The organism is Runella sp. MFBS21, from assembly GCF_029433105.1.
GTDB lineage: Bacteria > Bacteroidota > Bacteroidia > Cytophagales > Spirosomataceae > Runella.
Genome location: NZ_JARNTW010000016.1, coordinates 1 through 16,802 on the forward strand (window position 1 = coordinate 1; position 16,802 = coordinate 16,802).

Annotated in this window: 17 protein-coding genes; 7 read left to right on the forward strand and 10 right to left on the reverse strand. The window is 43.3% G+C overall.

The features are described 5' to 3' along the window. Nucleotides 1-632: 632 nt before the first annotated feature. The 7 genes from P1X15_RS23545 to P1X15_RS23575 all read left to right on the forward strand — a co-directional run bounded on the left by P1X15_RS23545 (nt 633) and on the right by P1X15_RS23575 (nt 6,948). Nucleotides 633-1,448 (forward strand): oxidoreductase, encoded by an 816-nt coding sequence (locus P1X15_RS23545; protein ID WP_277340596.1) that lies wholly within the window; start codon nt 633-635, stop codon nt 1,446-1,448. 332 nt (nt 1,449-1,780) lie between these two features. Then, nucleotides 1,781-2,542, forward strand: coding sequence for a glucose 1-dehydrogenase (locus tag P1X15_RS23550; protein WP_277340597.1), 762 nt, complete (start codon nt 1,781-1,783; stop codon nt 2,540-2,542). Between the two features lie 275 nt (nt 2,543-2,817). Continuing rightward, a complete protein-coding gene (locus P1X15_RS23555; RefSeq protein ID WP_277340598.1) occupies nt 2,818-3,465 on the forward strand; it encodes an NAD(P)H-binding protein in 648 nt (215 codons plus the stop codon). A gap of 30 nt (nt 3,466-3,495) precedes the next feature. Then, nucleotides 3,496-3,993, forward strand: a complete 498-nt coding sequence (locus P1X15_RS23560) for a hypothetical protein (RefSeq protein ID WP_277340599.1) — start codon at nt 3,496-3,498, stop codon at nt 3,991-3,993. 495 nt (nt 3,994-4,488) lie between these two features. Beyond that, nucleotides 4,489-5,397, forward strand: coding sequence for an AraC family transcriptional regulator (locus tag P1X15_RS23565; protein ID WP_277340600.1), 909 nt, complete (start codon nt 4,489-4,491; stop codon nt 5,395-5,397). A 203-nt stretch (nt 5,398-5,600) separates the two neighbouring features. Continuing rightward, the gene (locus P1X15_RS23570; protein WP_277340601.1) at nt 5,601-6,170 is read left to right on the forward strand and encodes a Crp/Fnr family transcriptional regulator; all 570 of its coding nucleotides are present in this window, start codon (nt 5,601-5,603) and stop codon (nt 6,168-6,170) included. Between the two features lie 73 nt (nt 6,171-6,243). After that, nucleotides 6,244-6,948 carry a CPBP family intramembrane glutamic endopeptidase gene (locus P1X15_RS23575; RefSeq protein WP_277340602.1) on the forward strand — a complete coding sequence of 235 codons (705 nt, stop codon included), beginning with the start codon at nt 6,244-6,246 and terminating at the stop codon, nt 6,946-6,948. A 106-nt stretch (nt 6,949-7,054) separates the two neighbouring features. Here P1X15_RS23575 and P1X15_RS23580 read toward each other — a convergent pair whose 3' ends face one another. The 10 genes from P1X15_RS23580 to P1X15_RS23625 all read right to left on the reverse strand — a co-directional run bounded on the left by P1X15_RS23580 (nt 7,055) and on the right by P1X15_RS23625 (nt 16,780). Beyond that, the gene (locus P1X15_RS23580; RefSeq protein WP_277340603.1) at nt 7,055-8,080 is read right to left on the reverse strand and encodes a hypothetical protein; all 1,026 of its coding nucleotides are present in this window, start codon (nt 8,078-8,080) and stop codon (nt 7,055-7,057) included. 42 nt (nt 8,081-8,122) lie between these two features. Beyond that, on the reverse strand, nt 8,123-8,959 hold the full coding sequence (locus P1X15_RS23585) for an SMP-30/gluconolactonase/LRE family protein (RefSeq protein WP_277340604.1): 837 nt from the start codon (nt 8,957-8,959) through the stop codon (nt 8,123-8,125). Nucleotides 8,960-8,966: 7 nt separating this feature from the next. Further along, the gene (locus tag P1X15_RS23590) at nt 8,967-10,439 is read right to left on the reverse strand and encodes a M81 family metallopeptidase (protein WP_277340605.1); all 1,473 of its coding nucleotides are present in this window, start codon (nt 10,437-10,439) and stop codon (nt 8,967-8,969) included. Beyond that, nucleotides 10,436-10,816 (reverse strand): RidA family protein, encoded by a 381-nt coding sequence (locus tag P1X15_RS23595; RefSeq protein WP_037328195.1) that lies wholly within the window; start codon nt 10,814-10,816, stop codon nt 10,436-10,438. Before P1X15_RS23595 ends, P1X15_RS23590 begins: the two co-directional genes overlap by 4 nt. Then, nucleotides 10,813-11,457: an RraA family protein gene (locus tag P1X15_RS23600; RefSeq protein ID WP_277340606.1), complete on the reverse strand. Its 645-nt coding sequence runs from the start codon at nt 11,455-11,457 to the stop codon at nt 10,813-10,815. Before P1X15_RS23600 ends, P1X15_RS23595 begins: the two co-directional genes overlap by 4 nt. A gap of 111 nt (nt 11,458-11,568) precedes the next feature. Then, a complete protein-coding gene (locus P1X15_RS23605; protein ID WP_277340607.1) occupies nt 11,569-12,819 on the reverse strand; it encodes an MFS transporter in 1,251 nt (416 codons plus the stop codon). Between the two features lie 17 nt (nt 12,820-12,836). After that, nucleotides 12,837-13,919, reverse strand: a complete 1,083-nt coding sequence (locus P1X15_RS23610) for a pyridoxal-phosphate dependent enzyme (protein WP_277340608.1) — start codon at nt 13,917-13,919, stop codon at nt 12,837-12,839. After that, nucleotides 13,916-14,725, reverse strand: coding sequence for an SDR family NAD(P)-dependent oxidoreductase (locus P1X15_RS23615; protein ID WP_277340609.1), 810 nt, complete (start codon nt 14,723-14,725; stop codon nt 13,916-13,918). The genes P1X15_RS23610 and P1X15_RS23615 overlap by 4 nt, the downstream gene beginning before the upstream one ends. Beyond that, the gene (locus P1X15_RS23620; protein ID WP_277340705.1) at nt 14,715-15,644 is read right to left on the reverse strand and encodes a succinylglutamate desuccinylase/aspartoacylase family protein; all 930 of its coding nucleotides are present in this window, start codon (nt 15,642-15,644) and stop codon (nt 14,715-14,717) included. Before P1X15_RS23620 ends, P1X15_RS23615 begins: the two co-directional genes overlap by 11 nt. A gap of 14 nt (nt 15,645-15,658) precedes the next feature. Beyond that, nucleotides 15,659-16,780 carry a sialidase family protein gene (locus P1X15_RS23625; protein ID WP_277340610.1) on the reverse strand — a complete coding sequence of 374 codons (1,122 nt, stop codon included), beginning with the start codon at nt 16,778-16,780 and terminating at the stop codon, nt 15,659-15,661. Nucleotides 16,781-16,802: the final 22 nt, after the last annotated feature.

The window sequence follows — 16,802 nt, forward strand, 5'->3', positions numbered from 1 at the left end:
CAATCGATACAGTTCAATGACATGCCATCGAAAGGCACCTGTTTTGTACTTTTTCTTTAAATTAATAAAGCTGCTCACTTTCATAACTTTACACAATTTGTGTCAAGCTATTTCAGGGATATACAGTCGTTTAGACAAATACATTTTTGTTAAATTAACCTAATGATAGGTTATACCTCATGGCATAAATATCCTCGCAATTCAGACAATTTAAAAGCCGACAATAAGGTCTAATTAAAAGATATGACAGAGTTATACCTTGCCTTTATACTCAAAACAATAAAAATCCAATTCCTTCAATCTGTCTCGAAGGAAAGATAGAACGTGTTCTAAGCTACGTAGTAATCAAGACTCCCCACTCACGAAATAGCTATTGGGATTGGTTTAATCGTGTTTTATAGTAGGCAAATATTAGCGAATGCCGTACCGATACACATTTTTTGACTCTGCAAGAAAAATATTGACGTAGAAAAGGATTAGGAACGGCCATTTCTATCAAGACTGAACAAGCTCCCTTCATTGACACTTGCTTAAGAAAGAGAAAATGTATACAGAAAACCAGAATTCGTATTACTCCCCAACGATAGGCCTACGCTAATTTTGTAATCAAATCAAGACAATTAAAATCAATCATGAAAAAAGTAATCTTAATCACGGGTGCCAGTTCAGGAATGGGCAAAGAAACCGCTAAAAAACTAATTGGTGAAGGCCACCGCGTTTATACTGTTGCCCGCCGAATTGACCAAATGCAAGACCTGAAAGCGATGGGTGGGTTTCCCCTACAAATGGATGTCACAAACGAAGCCGATATTCAACAGGTAGTGGATACCATCATCAAAAAAGAAGGTAAAATTGATGTACTGTGGAATAACGCTGGTTTTGGTTTATACGGCTCGGTAGAAGATGTTCCTTTAGACGAAGCTCGAAGGGAGTTTGAGGTAAATGTGTTTGGAATGGCAGCCATGACCCAGAAAGTAGTCCCTTACATGCGGGAAACTAAGTCAGGTACAATCATTAATACCTCATCAATGGGAGGAAAGATGTATTTTCCGATGGGAGCCTGGTATCATGCGTCAAAACACGCAGTGGAAGGATTAAGCGATTGCTTACGCCTAGAATTGAAGCCCTTCCATATTAACGTAGTCGTGTTGGAACCTGGCTTTATTGCTACTGAATTTGGATCGGTACTCCTAAACAATTTCGCCAAAATCCGCCCCGACAGTGCCTATCGGGAGATGATGGATAAAATCATTGAAGGAACAAAAAAATCGGCAGAAGGCAATGGTTCATCCAAACCTTCAGTCATTGCCGATGCCATCAGTAAGATTGTCAATAGCAACAATCCTAAAACCCGTTACCGAGTCGGGAAATTTGCCAAGCCAATGGTCTGGATGCGGACTTATCTGGGTGATGAACTATTCGATAAAATTGTCATGAGTCAGATGTAAAATGGTCAACCACTAGGTCAAGACAACCATAGTAGAGTGCTTATCCATAGTTGTTGTTTATTCTGTACTTAATTGAAAACAGTTGACATAAACTCCTCAAAATGGCAGAAATCGTGATGCCCAAGAAGATGCGAAGAATTTCATTTTATTAGGTAGTACCTTGCACATTTTTCCAATGTGCATCCCCTCACAGATTATAAAAGCCTGTGAGGTTTTTTATCGTAGTACCAATATACCAAGTCAGGCTTCGTACCTTTGGAACTAGATAGTAGGTAATGGAATGAGGACAACTACAAAAAAAGAAATGTCTTTTAACATCTTTCATTTTGCATATGAAAAAATTATTGAACAAAACAGCGATTGTGACCGGAGCAGGTTCTGGAATGGGAAAAGCCATTGCAGAATTATTTGCTAAAGAAGGGGCCAATGTAATACTGGCCGACATCAACCAAGAAGCCATAGAAACGATTGTTGCCGAAATTCAACAAGAAGGAGGGAAATCAATAGCTGTCAAAGCAAATATGGCCAATGAAAACGACATTGAGGCGATGGTAGCGGCAGCCGTAACTACCTACGGAAAGCTTGATATTCTGGTAAATAATGCGGGTATTATGGACAATTTCAAACCCGTCGGTGAAGTGGACGATGCCTCTTGGGAGAGGGTGATAGGTATCAACCTTACGGGGCCATTTAAAGCTGCCCGTGCTGCGATACATATTATGGAGAAGCAAGAGACGGGTGGAATTATTATCAACAATGCTTCTATCGGAGGTTTATTTGGAGCTCGCGGTGGAGCTGCCTATGTAGCCTCAAAGCATGGGCTTTTAGGACTCACCAAAAATATCGCATCCACTTATGGCACTTTTGGCAAAATACGCTGCAATGCCATTGCCCCAGGCGGCGTAAAAACGAACATAGGACAAACCATTACAGACCCTAGTGAATTGGGATACAAAGCTATCTTGAGTACTGGCGAATCCATTATGGGCGTTCCGGAGCAGATTGCTACGATTGCCCTATTCCTCGCATCTGATGAGTCCAGTTTTATAAATGGAGATGTTATCACGGCAGATGGAGGCTGGACAGCGAGATAAAAAACGTCTTTCTTTCAAAATGTAATATTGGCATTTCCCCCTCATTGGCTTCAAAGCCCGTGAGGGTTTCTTGTTATGTTTGACAAAATGCTGCATCATATCTTGCCTAAAAACCAACCTGCACCAGCTTGCTATTGAGCAAAACATACTTGTCTAGATACAGCACTCATCCTACTAACTGAAAACGTGGATTTGTATACAACAATCGTGGATTTGATTAATCACTGTCTCTAAAAATATTCAGTACTTTGTCTGGTAATAATAACGCAGTTGACATGAAAGCAGTCATCATAGGGGCAACAGGAGCAACGGGCAAGGAATTGTTGCAATTGCTCATGGCAAGTAAGGACGTTTCGGAAATTGTAGCCTTAGTTCGCAAACCACTTCCTATAAAACATCCTAAGCTGAATACAATAGTTGTGGATTTTGGGAAATTAAGTGATTGGAAAAAGCACATTTCTGGCGATGTAGCATTTTCATGCCTTGGCACTACGTTGCGAGCAGCAGGTAGTCAGAAAGCGCAGTATGTCGTAGATTATGAGTACCAGTACGAATTTGCCAAACTAGCCAAAGATAATCATATCCCTACTTTTATCCTGATTTCATCTTCTACCGCTAATCCGAAATCATTGATATTCTATTCAAGAATGAAGGGGGAGTTGGAAAAATCTGTAGAAGCATTAGGCTTTAAAAACGTTGTCGTTTTCCGCCCTGGTCCATTGATAAGACCCGAAACTGACCGAACAGGCGAAAAGATAGGTGTAACTGTTATTTCTTTTCTGAATAAAGTTGGATTGTTCTGCAAGATGGCACCATTGGAAGTAAAAGACCTTGCCACATTGATGCTCCGTTACGCTACAAAGCCTCCTTTGATATATACAATTCTGGAGTCAGGAAGAATACTAGAAGAAGCACGGAAGTAAATAAAATATACGATTAAAAGATAAAAGACTATGGAGTTGATACAACACACAACCAACTGGATTAAAGGAGAATTATTTGAAGCTAAACTCATTGTTTCCTTCGGAATTTTAACCGCAGTTGTGGGATTTCTGTTTTGGAAATTGGGCAATACGCCTAATTCTCATGCCCTTTTATGGCCACTTCTGGTATGTGGGGTCATTTATATAGGTGTTGGAGGAGGAATGCTTGTTTCTAACCCAAAACGAATGGTAGAATTGCCTAAAAGTTATCAGCAAGACCAAAAAGCGTTTATTGTCTCTGAGAAGAAACGAGTAGATGATTTTCAATATGGCTATAAGGTGTCCAAAATCGTGGCTACTATCTTTTTTGCCGCCACGTTACTCATTTTCTGGACTACCAAAAATCCAACCTGGATGGGCATCGGTATTGGGTTATCGTATTTCGCTATAGCAGGTTTGGCAATTGACTATTTCTCCCAGGAACGAGCCGACACGTATTATAACGCTATTTTGGCCGCATTACATTAACAAAATAAAACATTCGTTATCCTTCCTATTTTAAAACAATGGTTCAAATGGATCAATCAAAACCAGTACTGGTAACTGGCGCGCCTGGTTTTGCGGTTGTTGATGATCGTAGGCCCCATGGCCAATAAATTTTTTACTCGACAAATGATTCGCAATAACTAACGTTGACATTCCGTTTAGCGTGGATAATTCCAAAATAAAGCGAGATCTGCAATTAACGTTTCTCCCCCTCAAAACCACCATGGAAGACCGTTTTCAGGTATTGGTTGATGTACAAATACTAAAGGCTAAATAACTAAAGTCATGAAAAAAGCAAATCGCTATCTGGCTCGATTTATAGTCGATCTGGTAATATTTAGAGTACAACCTAAAAATTCACATTCCCACCTATCTATAACAACTGGCAGGGCACTTGGCTCCTTAATTCTTAGAAAAATAGACCCTATACGATTTACCGTTTTTACCCATGATTCGTATTCATAAAAAACACTGGTTATGAGCAATATCCATCATATAGAAACGATTATTGAGATGTATAAAATGCTTCCAAAGGCGGAAGTAAAGCATCCATTGGTGGCCGTGGTCGATTTCTCGAAATATCAGGAACAGATCAACTCTGGTATGAAAATGACGTTGGGATTTTACTCGGTCATGTTCAAAAACTTCTGCATCAACAAAATGAAGTATGGTCAGCAGACCTATGATTTCCAAGAAGGTAGTCTAATTTGCATGGCTCCTCGACAGTTGATCACCATGGATGAGCCCACAGAACCAATCATCGATGCAACAGGCTGGGGGTTATTCTTCCATCCTGATTTAATCCGGGGCACCTCTCTAGGAAAAAGCATCAAGGAGTATTCATTTTTCTCCTATGAAACCAACGAAGCACTTCACCTTTCTGAAAAGGAAAAGAATGTATTGGCCGATATTATCCAAAAAATCAATGCTGAACTACAGGAAAATATTGACAAGCATAGCCAAACACTGATTGTTTCGAACATCGAGTTACTACTCAACTACTGTACTCGTTATTACGAGAGGCAGTTCATTACTCGAAAGCACGTTAATAATGACCTGTTAACAAAAGTAGAAGCCGTGTTACTGAATTACATGCAGTCCACAGAGTTAAGTGAGAAGGGTTTACCAACCGTTAAATATTTAGCTGATCAAGTGAACCTGTCTCCTAATTATTTGAGTGACCTATTAAAAAAAGAAACAGGCATGAATGCCCAAGAGCGCATTCATTATTACCTGATTGAAGAAGCCAAAGATTTACTGTTAAACTCCAATTTATCCATCAGTGAATTAGCCTATAAATTAGGATTCACCTATCCTCAATATTTCTCAAGGCTATTCAAAGCAAAAACGGGTATTCTTCCCCTAGAATATCGACATAAAAATTAACTCAGACAACCCTTCAGAAAAACCATTCTCGTTATACTGATACAATCTCACCCCTAATGTCCAGATTGACTCACATTAAATATAAAGCGAAACAACTTTGCAAGTTTCGCCGATATCTACTATTTTGAGCAAAAACGAGATTGAATTTTACACAACTTTTGCAAAGTTAGTTTCTTAGATTTATAAGTAGAAAATAATTACTAATGATAGCAGACCTTCTGAAGCAATTTTTTGATCCTTTTGTCTGCCTTGACATTAAGGTCTGGGAAAATTTCGAAAAATTAGGAGGAGTACATCATTTCCCTAAAGAAAGTGTATTGAAAGCCTCAAATACAACAGAAAAATATTTAAGTCTATTACTTAAAGGAAGTGGAGGAAATCTGATTTGGAATAAGAATAACTTTGTGTGTATTGATATTGCCTTTGAAAATGAATTTTTGTGTGATTATATGTCATTTACCCTGCAACAACCCACACCTATTGAAGTTAGGCTTTTTGAAGATGTAACCCTCTTCCGCATTTCGCATCAAAACTTCCAACAGACGTTGCTTAGTGGCAATCATGGCGAAAAGGTTACTAGGCTTGTGGCAGAAGCGGCATTTATTGACAAACAACAGCAGCAAATCGACTTACTGACAAAAACAGCCAAAGAAAGGTATTTAGAACAATTGCAGAGTAGAAAAGGGATGGCAAGAACCCCCTTAAAGTATTTGGCCTCTTACCTTGGCATTACGCCACAGAGCTTGAGCAGAATAAGAGCAGAAAAAATTTGAGACTTACCAAATGGTAACTCCTCTCTTGAAAGCTATATTTATGTTTGCATCATCAAATCACTAAATGCTTTGAATGATGCAAAACAAGAAAGTTCTTAAAGCCATACCTTTTTCAAAAACTATCGTAGTACTTATTGGATTCCCAGCCATATCTACTCTAATTTCTTTATTACTTCTAAATCGCTCTTTAATTACAAACATTGGTTTTGATTTTTTAAGTACATTTTGGTCAATTATTATTGGATGGTATTTACTTCAAATATATTTTATCTCAAAAATACTACAAAAGTCTGGTTGGGAATGGACAGATATTGGTTTTACACTTTCAAAAAAGCAATTAATTTATCTTATTACAGGATATTTACTTTTTTCATGCACCTTACTTGTCTTTATTGAATTTTTATTATCAAACTCTTCTATAGATACAGAAAAATTAAAATCAATATCTTCATTGACTCCTAAAACAACCTCTACAAGATTTATTTTCATTCTTATGGGACTGGTCGCAGGTTTAGCAGAAGAAATAGTGTATAGAGGGTTTGCCATCAGAGCTTTAGAAAGCAACAAAGTAAACAAGTGGTTAAGTATTTTTATTGCCACCATTCCTTTTATTTTTCAGCACGGATTAAAATCTATAAATCAGTTTTGGTGGTTTTTCGCGTGGGGAGTTGTATTTGGGACACTTTTTTTGTTACTCAAAAAACTCACTATAAATATTGCAATTCATTGGCTAGTGATATTATCAGCAATGGTCGCTATTTTACAAACGATTAAATAATAATTGTATCCTTTAGATATTACAAAAATGATAGCTTTCCCCAAACTACCATTTGGGGCAAAAATGAGGCTGCGTCTCCGACGCAAATTATAAAAACCCAACTCACTCAGCGAACACCCATCAAAGAAGGCGTACGTACCCCTGGCAATATTTCACCGCTCACATATACCCAAACCCCCTCCCACTCTACTACGGGAAGCGTCACCCTAGATGGCCATTCTTTTTGCTCCCCCACGTACTCCCAAGTGTCGTCGGTAGGATGATACACCATGAGGCTTTTGATGATACCTGGATGTTTGGGAGGAGTACGCCATGCGCCCGTCATGCCATCTACCCCACCCCAAAAAAAGAACCTTCCGTCTTTGAGTAAAGGTACCGTAGCCCCGCCTGCCGACGCGCCACGAGGCATAGGAGCAAGAGATTCCCAACGCGCTACAGGCTGACCATTTTCGCGTATCAACTCAAAACGATAAGCATCGGTCAAAATATGACGGTATTTGTGTCCCAAACGATTTAGTCCTGACGTTTCGCCGCTAAATACGTACCCATATTGTTGGTCTTTACCACACATTGGAAAAATACGAGCTTCTCCAGGAAACAATATTTCTTTCCAACCAGCGGCAGTATCTTTAAGGTCAAGCACCAGACACGTTTTGAGTGGTGCGGCGGTAGGTGTTTGATTTCCACCTATCAGTATCACCATATCGTTTAGCACTAAACCTCCCATTTGAGCCAAAGGATACGGAAGTGCAGGTAGGGATTTACGAACCACATCCGTACCATTCCATTCCAGAGCCTCAGCCTGCGTTAGATGCCCGTCTTGGTTACTTCCCCCAAATAGCAGCAATTGGTTTTGGTACGAAACCGAAGCTCCATATCCACAGGCTGCCGCAAGCTGCGTAGGGAGTCGCTTAGGTGTTCCGCCTTTTTCTAACACAAAAACATCATTGTACCAACGCTTTTTGCCTCCTTCCCAAGGCATCTTGTCGGGAAAATTAGCCCCACCAATAGCAATCAAAGCGTTATGGCTTACACCCGCAAACATCCCTGCACGCCCTTTGACATCGGGCAAATCGGGAAGTTTTACCCATTCTACCTTAGACTGAGCAAGTACTTCATGAAGAAAATTCATAGTAAAAAACAAAAGAAACAAAGCGAGTTTTTTCATACTAAATCAGAAGGAATGAGAAACAGTAATTACCATCACAGCACCGGGGCCAGGCTCGCCGTAGCCTCCCGTCACAAGCAGTACTTGACGCTCAGGCTGATATTCGATAAAACACAAATTACTTGTCAGAGGAAGCTGTGTATCAATACTAAACAACCACTCTCCTTGAGAATTTATAACTTGAATAGCCTGCATCCCATAATGTGCCACCCAAAGATTACCTTGGGGGTCGAGGGCAAGGCCGTCGGGTAAATTTTGACTAATCACACCCGACGAATGTGTAGGCAAGTCAATAAATATCTCTGCCTTGGCTTTCACTATGCCCGGTTCGGCAAGTTCTACCCGCAAGATTCGGTTTTTATAACTCTCTGCTACGTATAAATACCGCTCATCGTTTGATAACGCCAACCCATTGGCATATTCTATACCTCGCAGCACCACTTTTTCATCACCATCCGCCCCTTTGAAAAACACTTTACCATCGATAAGCAAAGAATCCGTAAAATAGAGGTTATTTTTACTATCAAGAATAAGGTCATTGGGGGTATGGATTTTTTCGCCCGCAATTTGCTCCCTAACGGGCTCAGGCAGAGGCTTTCCATTGATATCAAAACGCAAAATCCCGCCTTGCTTACTATCACAAAACCAGTGCGAGCCGTCAGCTGCTATGGCCTGTCCATTAGGACATACGGCAGTGGCCCATTGTATGGCTTCGCCTTGTTGGTCAACCTTTCCTATCCAGCCACCCGTCAAGGCCGTAAAAAAAAGATGGCCTTCCGAATCGACGGCGGGTCCTTCGGTATAAAAAGGAAGATTAAATAATTTTTGGACTGTAATCTGCATGACAAAATCAGCTGAGGTCTTCGAATGGGTATAAGGGCTTGCGCCGACAATGATACGTAAAAAGGGTCATATCGGCTTGCGTTGCTCCGGGGGTATCCACTTGCACGATTGCAGGGCATACCGACGAATAGGCCGCAATGGGCGCATTGACGCCTTTGGCAATAATCGCCTCAAATGCAGCAGGTTCTAACCCAAAAGCGGTCATCTGACGTAGGCTATAGGGCGGCGTGCGACGCGCCGTAAGCATGAGTATATTACCTTGGTCGGTTTCGACGATAGCCGTATTGCCCATATTATAATTGACAAAACCGCCGTGTTTGGGAGTATCTTCTTTAAAAATCCCGTCTGACAATTGTCTTAAAGTAACATAGACATGCCATCTGCCTTGGGTAGTAGTCAAATCAAGCCCAAATCGCTCTCCCAAACTATGCTGAAAAGCCTCTTCTACGGCGGTATGATCGGCTAGGCACGTAAATACTTTGGCAAAAGATTTTTTTTCAAAAAACTCAATCAAATGAGTGCTATTGCCCAAAGAGCCCCCACCTACATTGTCGCCCATGTCGAGCAGCAAAATGGGTTTGGGCAAATCAGACAATTGTTCATAAACCTCTTCAATGCCCGTTTTTTTTCCGTTGAAAAGACTTTTTCGGCTCAATACATAGGCTGTAAGCTGCTCTGCTACTTCTTCTAATTGAGTTTCTTGCGTATCAAGCCCATTAGCGATGAGCAAAAAACTAGAACCCATCTCAGGTACGTCTGCGTAAGGAAACCCTAACAACAAACTTGCATGAATCAGGTCATTTTCAGCCGCTTTTGCATTCATAAAAGCCAATAGGCTTTTGCAAGGGTCGTGCGAAGTATATTGCTGCTCAATACTAATCGCCAAGGGCAATTGTACTAATTTTTGGATAGGTTTTAACTTACCTCTCAGTGTTTCTACCATCCAGCGCCCCGCCCGCAACCCCGTTGCGTATTGGTCGATGTGGGGATTAGTACCATATGCAGTGAGGGCGTTGGTAACCTTTGCCATCGCAGGACTCACATTGGCATGAGGGTCGAGGGTTCCGATGATAGGCACATCAGTCCCCACTTTCTCACGCAGTTGGCCTAACCAATGCCCATCCATGTCAGGATATTTTTCCGACACTCCCGCTCCGTGGGGCACTACCACGTAGCCATCGAGGTGGCTCACTTGGGCGAGTGCATTCCACATTTGAGTGAGAATTGCTTCATACGTTTTACCCGAAATGATACCTCCGGGAGTAGCCGCTACATATAGTATGGGCACTAGCTCCATATCTTCGGCCTCTGCCACGGCGTCTATTACCCCGCTTATTTCGTGATGAGCGCCACGGTACTCCGACAAAATCTGCTGTCCTTCAAGCCAATACCCATTTCGAAAATCATCGAGCGTGGTAGGCCGCTCGATGAAAGTGTTGGTTTCGTGATAAATCCCTAATAGGGCGATTCGCTTTTTCATAACGCAATGACCGCATCTACCTCAAATTTTAGAATATCTCCCAAACACCCTATGAGAGTAGTACGAGCAGGAAAGGGCGCACTGAAATACTCGCGATAAATGGCATTGAATTCGGCCAAGTATTCCTGTTTACCCACATAATTTCGTACCTGAACGGCATTGTCAAGGGTAGTTCCAGCCGCTTCGGCAATGCGTTTTAGATTATCAAATGACCGGCGGCACTCTCCTTCAAAGGTATCAGTGACGATGTTGCCTTTGTCATCGACCGAAGCTTGGCCTGAAATATAAAGATAACCGCCAGAAATAATACCCGGCGAAAAAGGCAAATGACTTTGAGGAACGTCGCTTCCTGTGATTGGTTGTTTTTTGGTGCTCATAATACTCCGTATTTTAAATAGGCTTCAGTGGCCTTCATTCCATTTTTAATCTCATCTCTGGTAATATTTTCAGCCGAAACTTTGGCCAAGGCCGCTTTGATCACTTCCTCTTCTATGGCTTTGGGAATCACCACAATCCCGTCTTCATCAGCCATTACAATGTCGCCGGGCGCAAACCGAACGCCGTCGATTTCTACGGGCACATCTATATCAACTACCCGTTGGCGATTTTGACTATCATAAGGATTGCGAGCCGTCGCAAATACTGGAAACGCCATTTCTCGCATTTTGGCAATGTCCCGAATCGCTCCGTGAACAATCACCCCTACGCAGCCACTATTGCGAGCTGCCGTAGAAAGCAACTCTCCCCAAATCCCTGAGCGCTCCGAGCCTCCCGCTGCCGCAATTAGTATATCATCGGGTTGGCAGCTATCAACGGCTTTTAGCTCTAGTTCATAAGGGTTGGAATCGGTATGATACATATCGGCCCAAAGCGTAGTTTTACAACGTCCCATGATTTTGTTAATACCCGTATAAGGCGTAAACGCAATCCGCGTAGCCTGATGCGTATAGCCCATTTGGTCCAATACATCCGAAATAACGGCTACGTACAACTGATTTTTGAGTTCTTCGAAATTCATGTAAATCTGTTAAGTGGCAAGCCACTGCTAATTGTTAATTATCATTTATCCTTTAATAAATCGTAGGTTAATCCCCTTAAAATGACCCGTAAAGAGGGACAACATTTTCATCTAAGCTTCTTTTTCGTCGATAACATGCGCTGTTAGGTAAAGTCGATATAGGAGAAAAACACAAATCAACAATACGACCGTCGCTCCCCGAAACAGTATGCTCAAATCTAAGTGAGCGTCACGAACAGCCCCGCCAGCGTAGATACCAATACCGCCGATAATACACGAAAGCATATTGATGATGCCATAACCCGTAGCTCGATAACGGCGATCCACAATCATGCACAAAATAGGCATCATGTTGGCATCCAAAAAAGTACGCGTAAAAGCATAAATGGTAAAGCCCGCGATCGCCAATCCAAAAACGGAAGTGCTTGCCGCAATGAAAACAGCAGGCGCCGCAATGGTTAGTCCAATCATAGGAACCAATATCCTTCCTTTAGGATTCTGACGACTGAAGCGGTCGGCCAAATAGCCTCCTACTAGCACCCCAAACAAAGAAGCGGGGTGAAAATAGGCAGTGGCGTACATACCTGCTACACTTTGGGTAAGTCCAAAATGCTCTTGATAATAGGTCGGAAGCCAACCCACAATCATCCACGTGACAACTCCTGCTATTCCCCAAAAGGTCAACGCTAGCCAATAGCCTCGGTTACTAAACAAAACACTAATGGCGTCTTTGAGCCCAATAGCAGAGGTAGTTTCAGAAATCGCGTTTTCGACTGTAGTGTCTTCTTTGCGGTCTTTGAGCGAAAAAGTGAGCAGTATCGCGTACACAATTCCGATGATGCCAAAAACCAAAAAGACGTAATTCCAAGTACGGTCTTCGGCAAGCCAACCACCAACAAACCCCAAACTTTGGCCAATCATGATACCACTCATGTGGATACCCGTAGCCAAGGAGCGACTACTCCCTCGGTGATAATCACTGATTAATGCCAAGGCCGCCGGGATGTAGCAGGCTTCGCTGATACCCATCAAAGCGCGCGTTAAGAGCAATTCTTCGAAAGTCGATACGTAGGCGGTCATCCACGTGACCAACGACCACACAAACAAACTCCCGATGATGACGCGACTACGATTGAAGCGGTCGGCGAGATAACCCGCTAAGGGACTTAGCAAGCCGTACACCCAAAGAAACAACGAAGTCAGCAAGCCAAATTGGGATTCGCTCATGGGAATAGAACTCATGATAGACCCCCTCATGGTGGTAATCATCATTCGATCGAGGTAATTGAGACAGCCTACTACACAAAGCAAGCCCACAATTACCCAAGGATATACAGAGGAAAGAAAAGATACTTTTTTCATAATGATGTAATAAGGTATTACTCAAAATGTTGTTGAATAGCCGCAACACAATCAGCAACACCCATAGTGGATATGGCCGGAAGGCCGAAATTTCGTTCTACTGCACTCATGTCTTTGAAACCACTACCCGTCACAGGGCAAACAACCACGTCGGTGGGAGCGATTTCGCCCAATCGAAGCGCTTTGACAACTCCCGCCAAAGCCACTGCTCCCGCAGGTTCGCCAAAAACCCCTTCTGTTTGAGCCAATTGGCGATGCCATTCAAATACCTCAGCATCACTAACAGTATAGCCATTACCGCCTAGTTGTCGGCAGTTTTCGATTACTTGGTCTCCATCAATGACATTGGCTACTTGCAAGCCACTCACAAGGGTTGTAGAGTATCCGACAGGCGTAGCCTTATCACGTCCCTGACGTAAGGCCGACGCAATCGTGTCATTGCCTTCGGGCTGTACACAATGTACGCGGGTGGCAAGTCCTGCCGACAACACACCTCGGGTAATAGCGAGCGTCAAGCCCCCACCTCCTGCGGGCGAGAAGATATGTGTCGGAGCAGCGGGAAGTTGTTCGGCAATTTCATAAACCAACGTCTGTACGCCTTGCATAGCCGCCGGGCAATAACGAAACGCGCTAATAGGAAGCGGTAAATCAGATTTTTGACAAATAATAGCCAATTCAGCAAAGACTTGCTCCGTGACTGACGCACTTTTTCCAAAATCTTTAACCATCAATATCTCAGCACCATAGAGTTGCATTTGTTTGATTTTGGGCAAGGGAGCGCCGTCAACCACCACCACAATACACACAATCCCCGCCGCCGCACAATAAGCAGCCAAGGCAGCGCCTGTATTTCCGCTTGAAGTAGCAATACATACTTTTTGACCTGCCGCCTGCATTTGACTGACTAGTACTGCCGCAAAACGGTCTTTGTAAGAGCCTGTTGGGTTGAGGTTTTCGGTTTTAAAATACAAGGCTTCAAGACCTAGTTGCTTGCCAATGTACTTAGATTTCACCAACGGGGTTTGTCCTTCACCCAAAAACACGCGATGCGCTTCGGGGATAGCGGGTAAGTACGCGGCATAATTCCAGATGGTTTTCAAAATTCGTTGGGCAGTTGGAGTTTTTTAATAGAATATTTATTGAAATTGAAATGAAACCCACCATCAACGGGCAAGGTTGTACCAGTGATATAAGCGGCACTATCAGAAATCGCCCAGCGAATCACTTCGGCAATTTCTTGGGGCGATGCGCCGCGACCCAATGGCACAAAATCGGTCATTTCGTCAATTAGCTTTTGGCTAATGTCATTGCCTTCGTCATTTTTATAATCACGGCTCAAGGGCGTTTCGACCAAACCGGGCGCAATGCCCAGTACTCTGATTCCGCTACGCCCGTAAGTCGTGGCAGTTTCTTGGGTCAAACTTTCCAAACCTCCTTTGGCCGCAATGTAGGCAGGTCCCATACCCGAAGGGCGATGAGCCATCACGCTCGACACATTCACAATGACCCCCGAACGGCCTTGCTGCTCCATGTTTTCGGCCACCCATTTGGTCAAAAAAGCGGGGGCGGTTAAACATACTTTCAAGGTACGCTCCCATGTTTCCACTTGCATGGTACGCAGACTTTCTAAGGTACGCCAAGCCGCATTGTTGATAAGCACATCAATCTGCCCCCAAGTTTCAATCGTTGATTTCACTATGTGTTGGAGAAAATCTGCTTCGGCCAAATCCCCCACTAAAAGGAGTGTTTGGGTATGTTTTTGCAACACTTCGTCGAGTTGTGTAAGTCGCTCGGCGTCGGTATCAACCAGCGAAAGACAAAAACCTTCCTCCGCCAAAACACTGGCGGTGGCACTACCAATCCCGCCAGCTGCGCCAGTGATAATAGCCACTTTTTTAGGATTCATAAATAACAATTTTTCCGGGTTGAGTAATGGGTAAAATCCCTCCTAACGCGTCGCCTTTTTGCACTTTAATCAACGCCCTTTTTAGAAAAGCCAAGCCGTCTTTGTCACAAAACACCTCCGTCTGTAGCCCACTCATGGGATCTACTACATACCCCCACCGTTCTCCTTTTTTGACAAACTCTCCGATGACTTTTTCTCCTACAAAAAAGCCATCCGTAGGCGCGGGAAGCATGGCTTGCAGGTAGCCTGACAAAACCCGATGGTCTTCTACCCAAAAGACGGGTTCTTCAAAAACAGGGGTAGCTTTATTTTCTATCATTTCTAGCCAAGAAAGGATATTCAAAAAGGCATTTTGATAGGCTTCTGCGACCTGTGGCCGAAAATTGGTTCCTCCGCCATATTCAAGATAAATGGCCGGAACCCCTGCATCGCGGGCAATCGACAAAGTGCGACCTTCGGGAGTAGGCTCGGTGCCCCATACAATCGGCAACTGACACGCTTTTGCCATAGTCCGCTGGCATTCAAGCACAAAAGAGTCAGAATGAAGCATATATCCTGCTAAGGCCGCAATGTCAAACATCACTCCACCGGTGTGCATATCGACCAAATAATCGGCTTGTCGAATCAACTGACTTACTTCGTCGGCTATGCGTTCCGTAATGCTTCCGTCGGGCGAACCAGGACAAGTACGGGCTAAATCCAATCCGTCTTCTCCGCAGCGGCTACCATTGCGAAATGCACTTTCATTGGCCGTGGGAACAATCGTAACCGAGCCTTTATGGAGTAGTTTGGATACGATTTCTTTCAAAACCAATACCGCCTTCATAGGCTCATACTCATCTCCATGCACGCCCGCTATCAACAAAACGTGAGGGCCACTTTGAGCGGATTTTAAAGTATATGACTGAACAAGATTCATCACAGAAAACAATACTATTGATACAGCGATTTGATGCTCATTTTACGAATATTGACTACCGACAAGTGGGTTTTGGCCGCCTGACTTCCCGCACAATAAGCCAACAATACATCTTTGCCTTTAAAATGAATAGCCGTGTAGCAATACCAGCCGTCAGGGTCGGTTTCGATGTTTTTGATATGTTGCCAAGTTTTGCCTTCATCGCGCGAAACTGCAATGGTCAGCGGTGTACGTTTGCCCCAACGACCGCCTTCTTCCGATTTTTTATTGTTATTCCAGACCATCAACAAATCGCCCGTGGAAGGAATACGCGCCATTGAAGCAGGCGAAAGGGGCGAGAGAATATCGCTCGGTTTAATAGGGCTCCACGTTTGACCTCGGTCTTCGGAAAAACTAAGCTCCTGGAATCCACTATCGGCCCGAATAAACATCATGATTTTACCGTCTTTCAGCTCTACGAGCCCCGGTTCTTGCGTGATTGTAGGAGCAGGATTGGGTACCGCAGGGCTAGAAGTCCACGTTTTGCCGTTGTCGTCTGAGTAATAACTAAAAAGTGTGGCCCGATTTTGCCAAGCCGTTTCGGGCGTACGATGTAGAGCGACCGCCATGAGCAATCGTCCATTTTTAAGTTGAATCACGCGGTTGTTGTTCAATACAAAATAGCCTTTTTTGTCAGTAATACAAGGAATGGGTTCGCTCCAAGTCTGCGCCTCGTCGGTCGAAATACGCATCAGCGGGATACAATCCATTTCGGAGTTTTTCTTCAAATAAAACAAGGCAATTTTCCCATTTTTTAGCCTCAACAACGATACCGACATCACATTCATATCTCCTTCGCGGTCCACAATCAGGCGGTCGGAAGAAGACCAAGTTTTGCCACCGTCGTCGGAAACACGCCCCGCCAAATAAGCAGGTGCATGGTCGCTGGTAGATTTGCCTGTATAATGCGAATAGACAAAGAGAATTTTGCCGTTTTTCAACGTAATAAAATCCCCTTCACTATTTCGTGGATTGTTTTCTCCGGGACGAAGTTGTAAAGTCACAGCAGGGTCTGTCTGACCTAGCGCTGTTGCCGTAAATCCAATCACAGCCCACAAAAGGGGAATTAATAAGCGATAAATTCGAAAATAAGTCATGGGTTTAGGAATACTTAAAAGA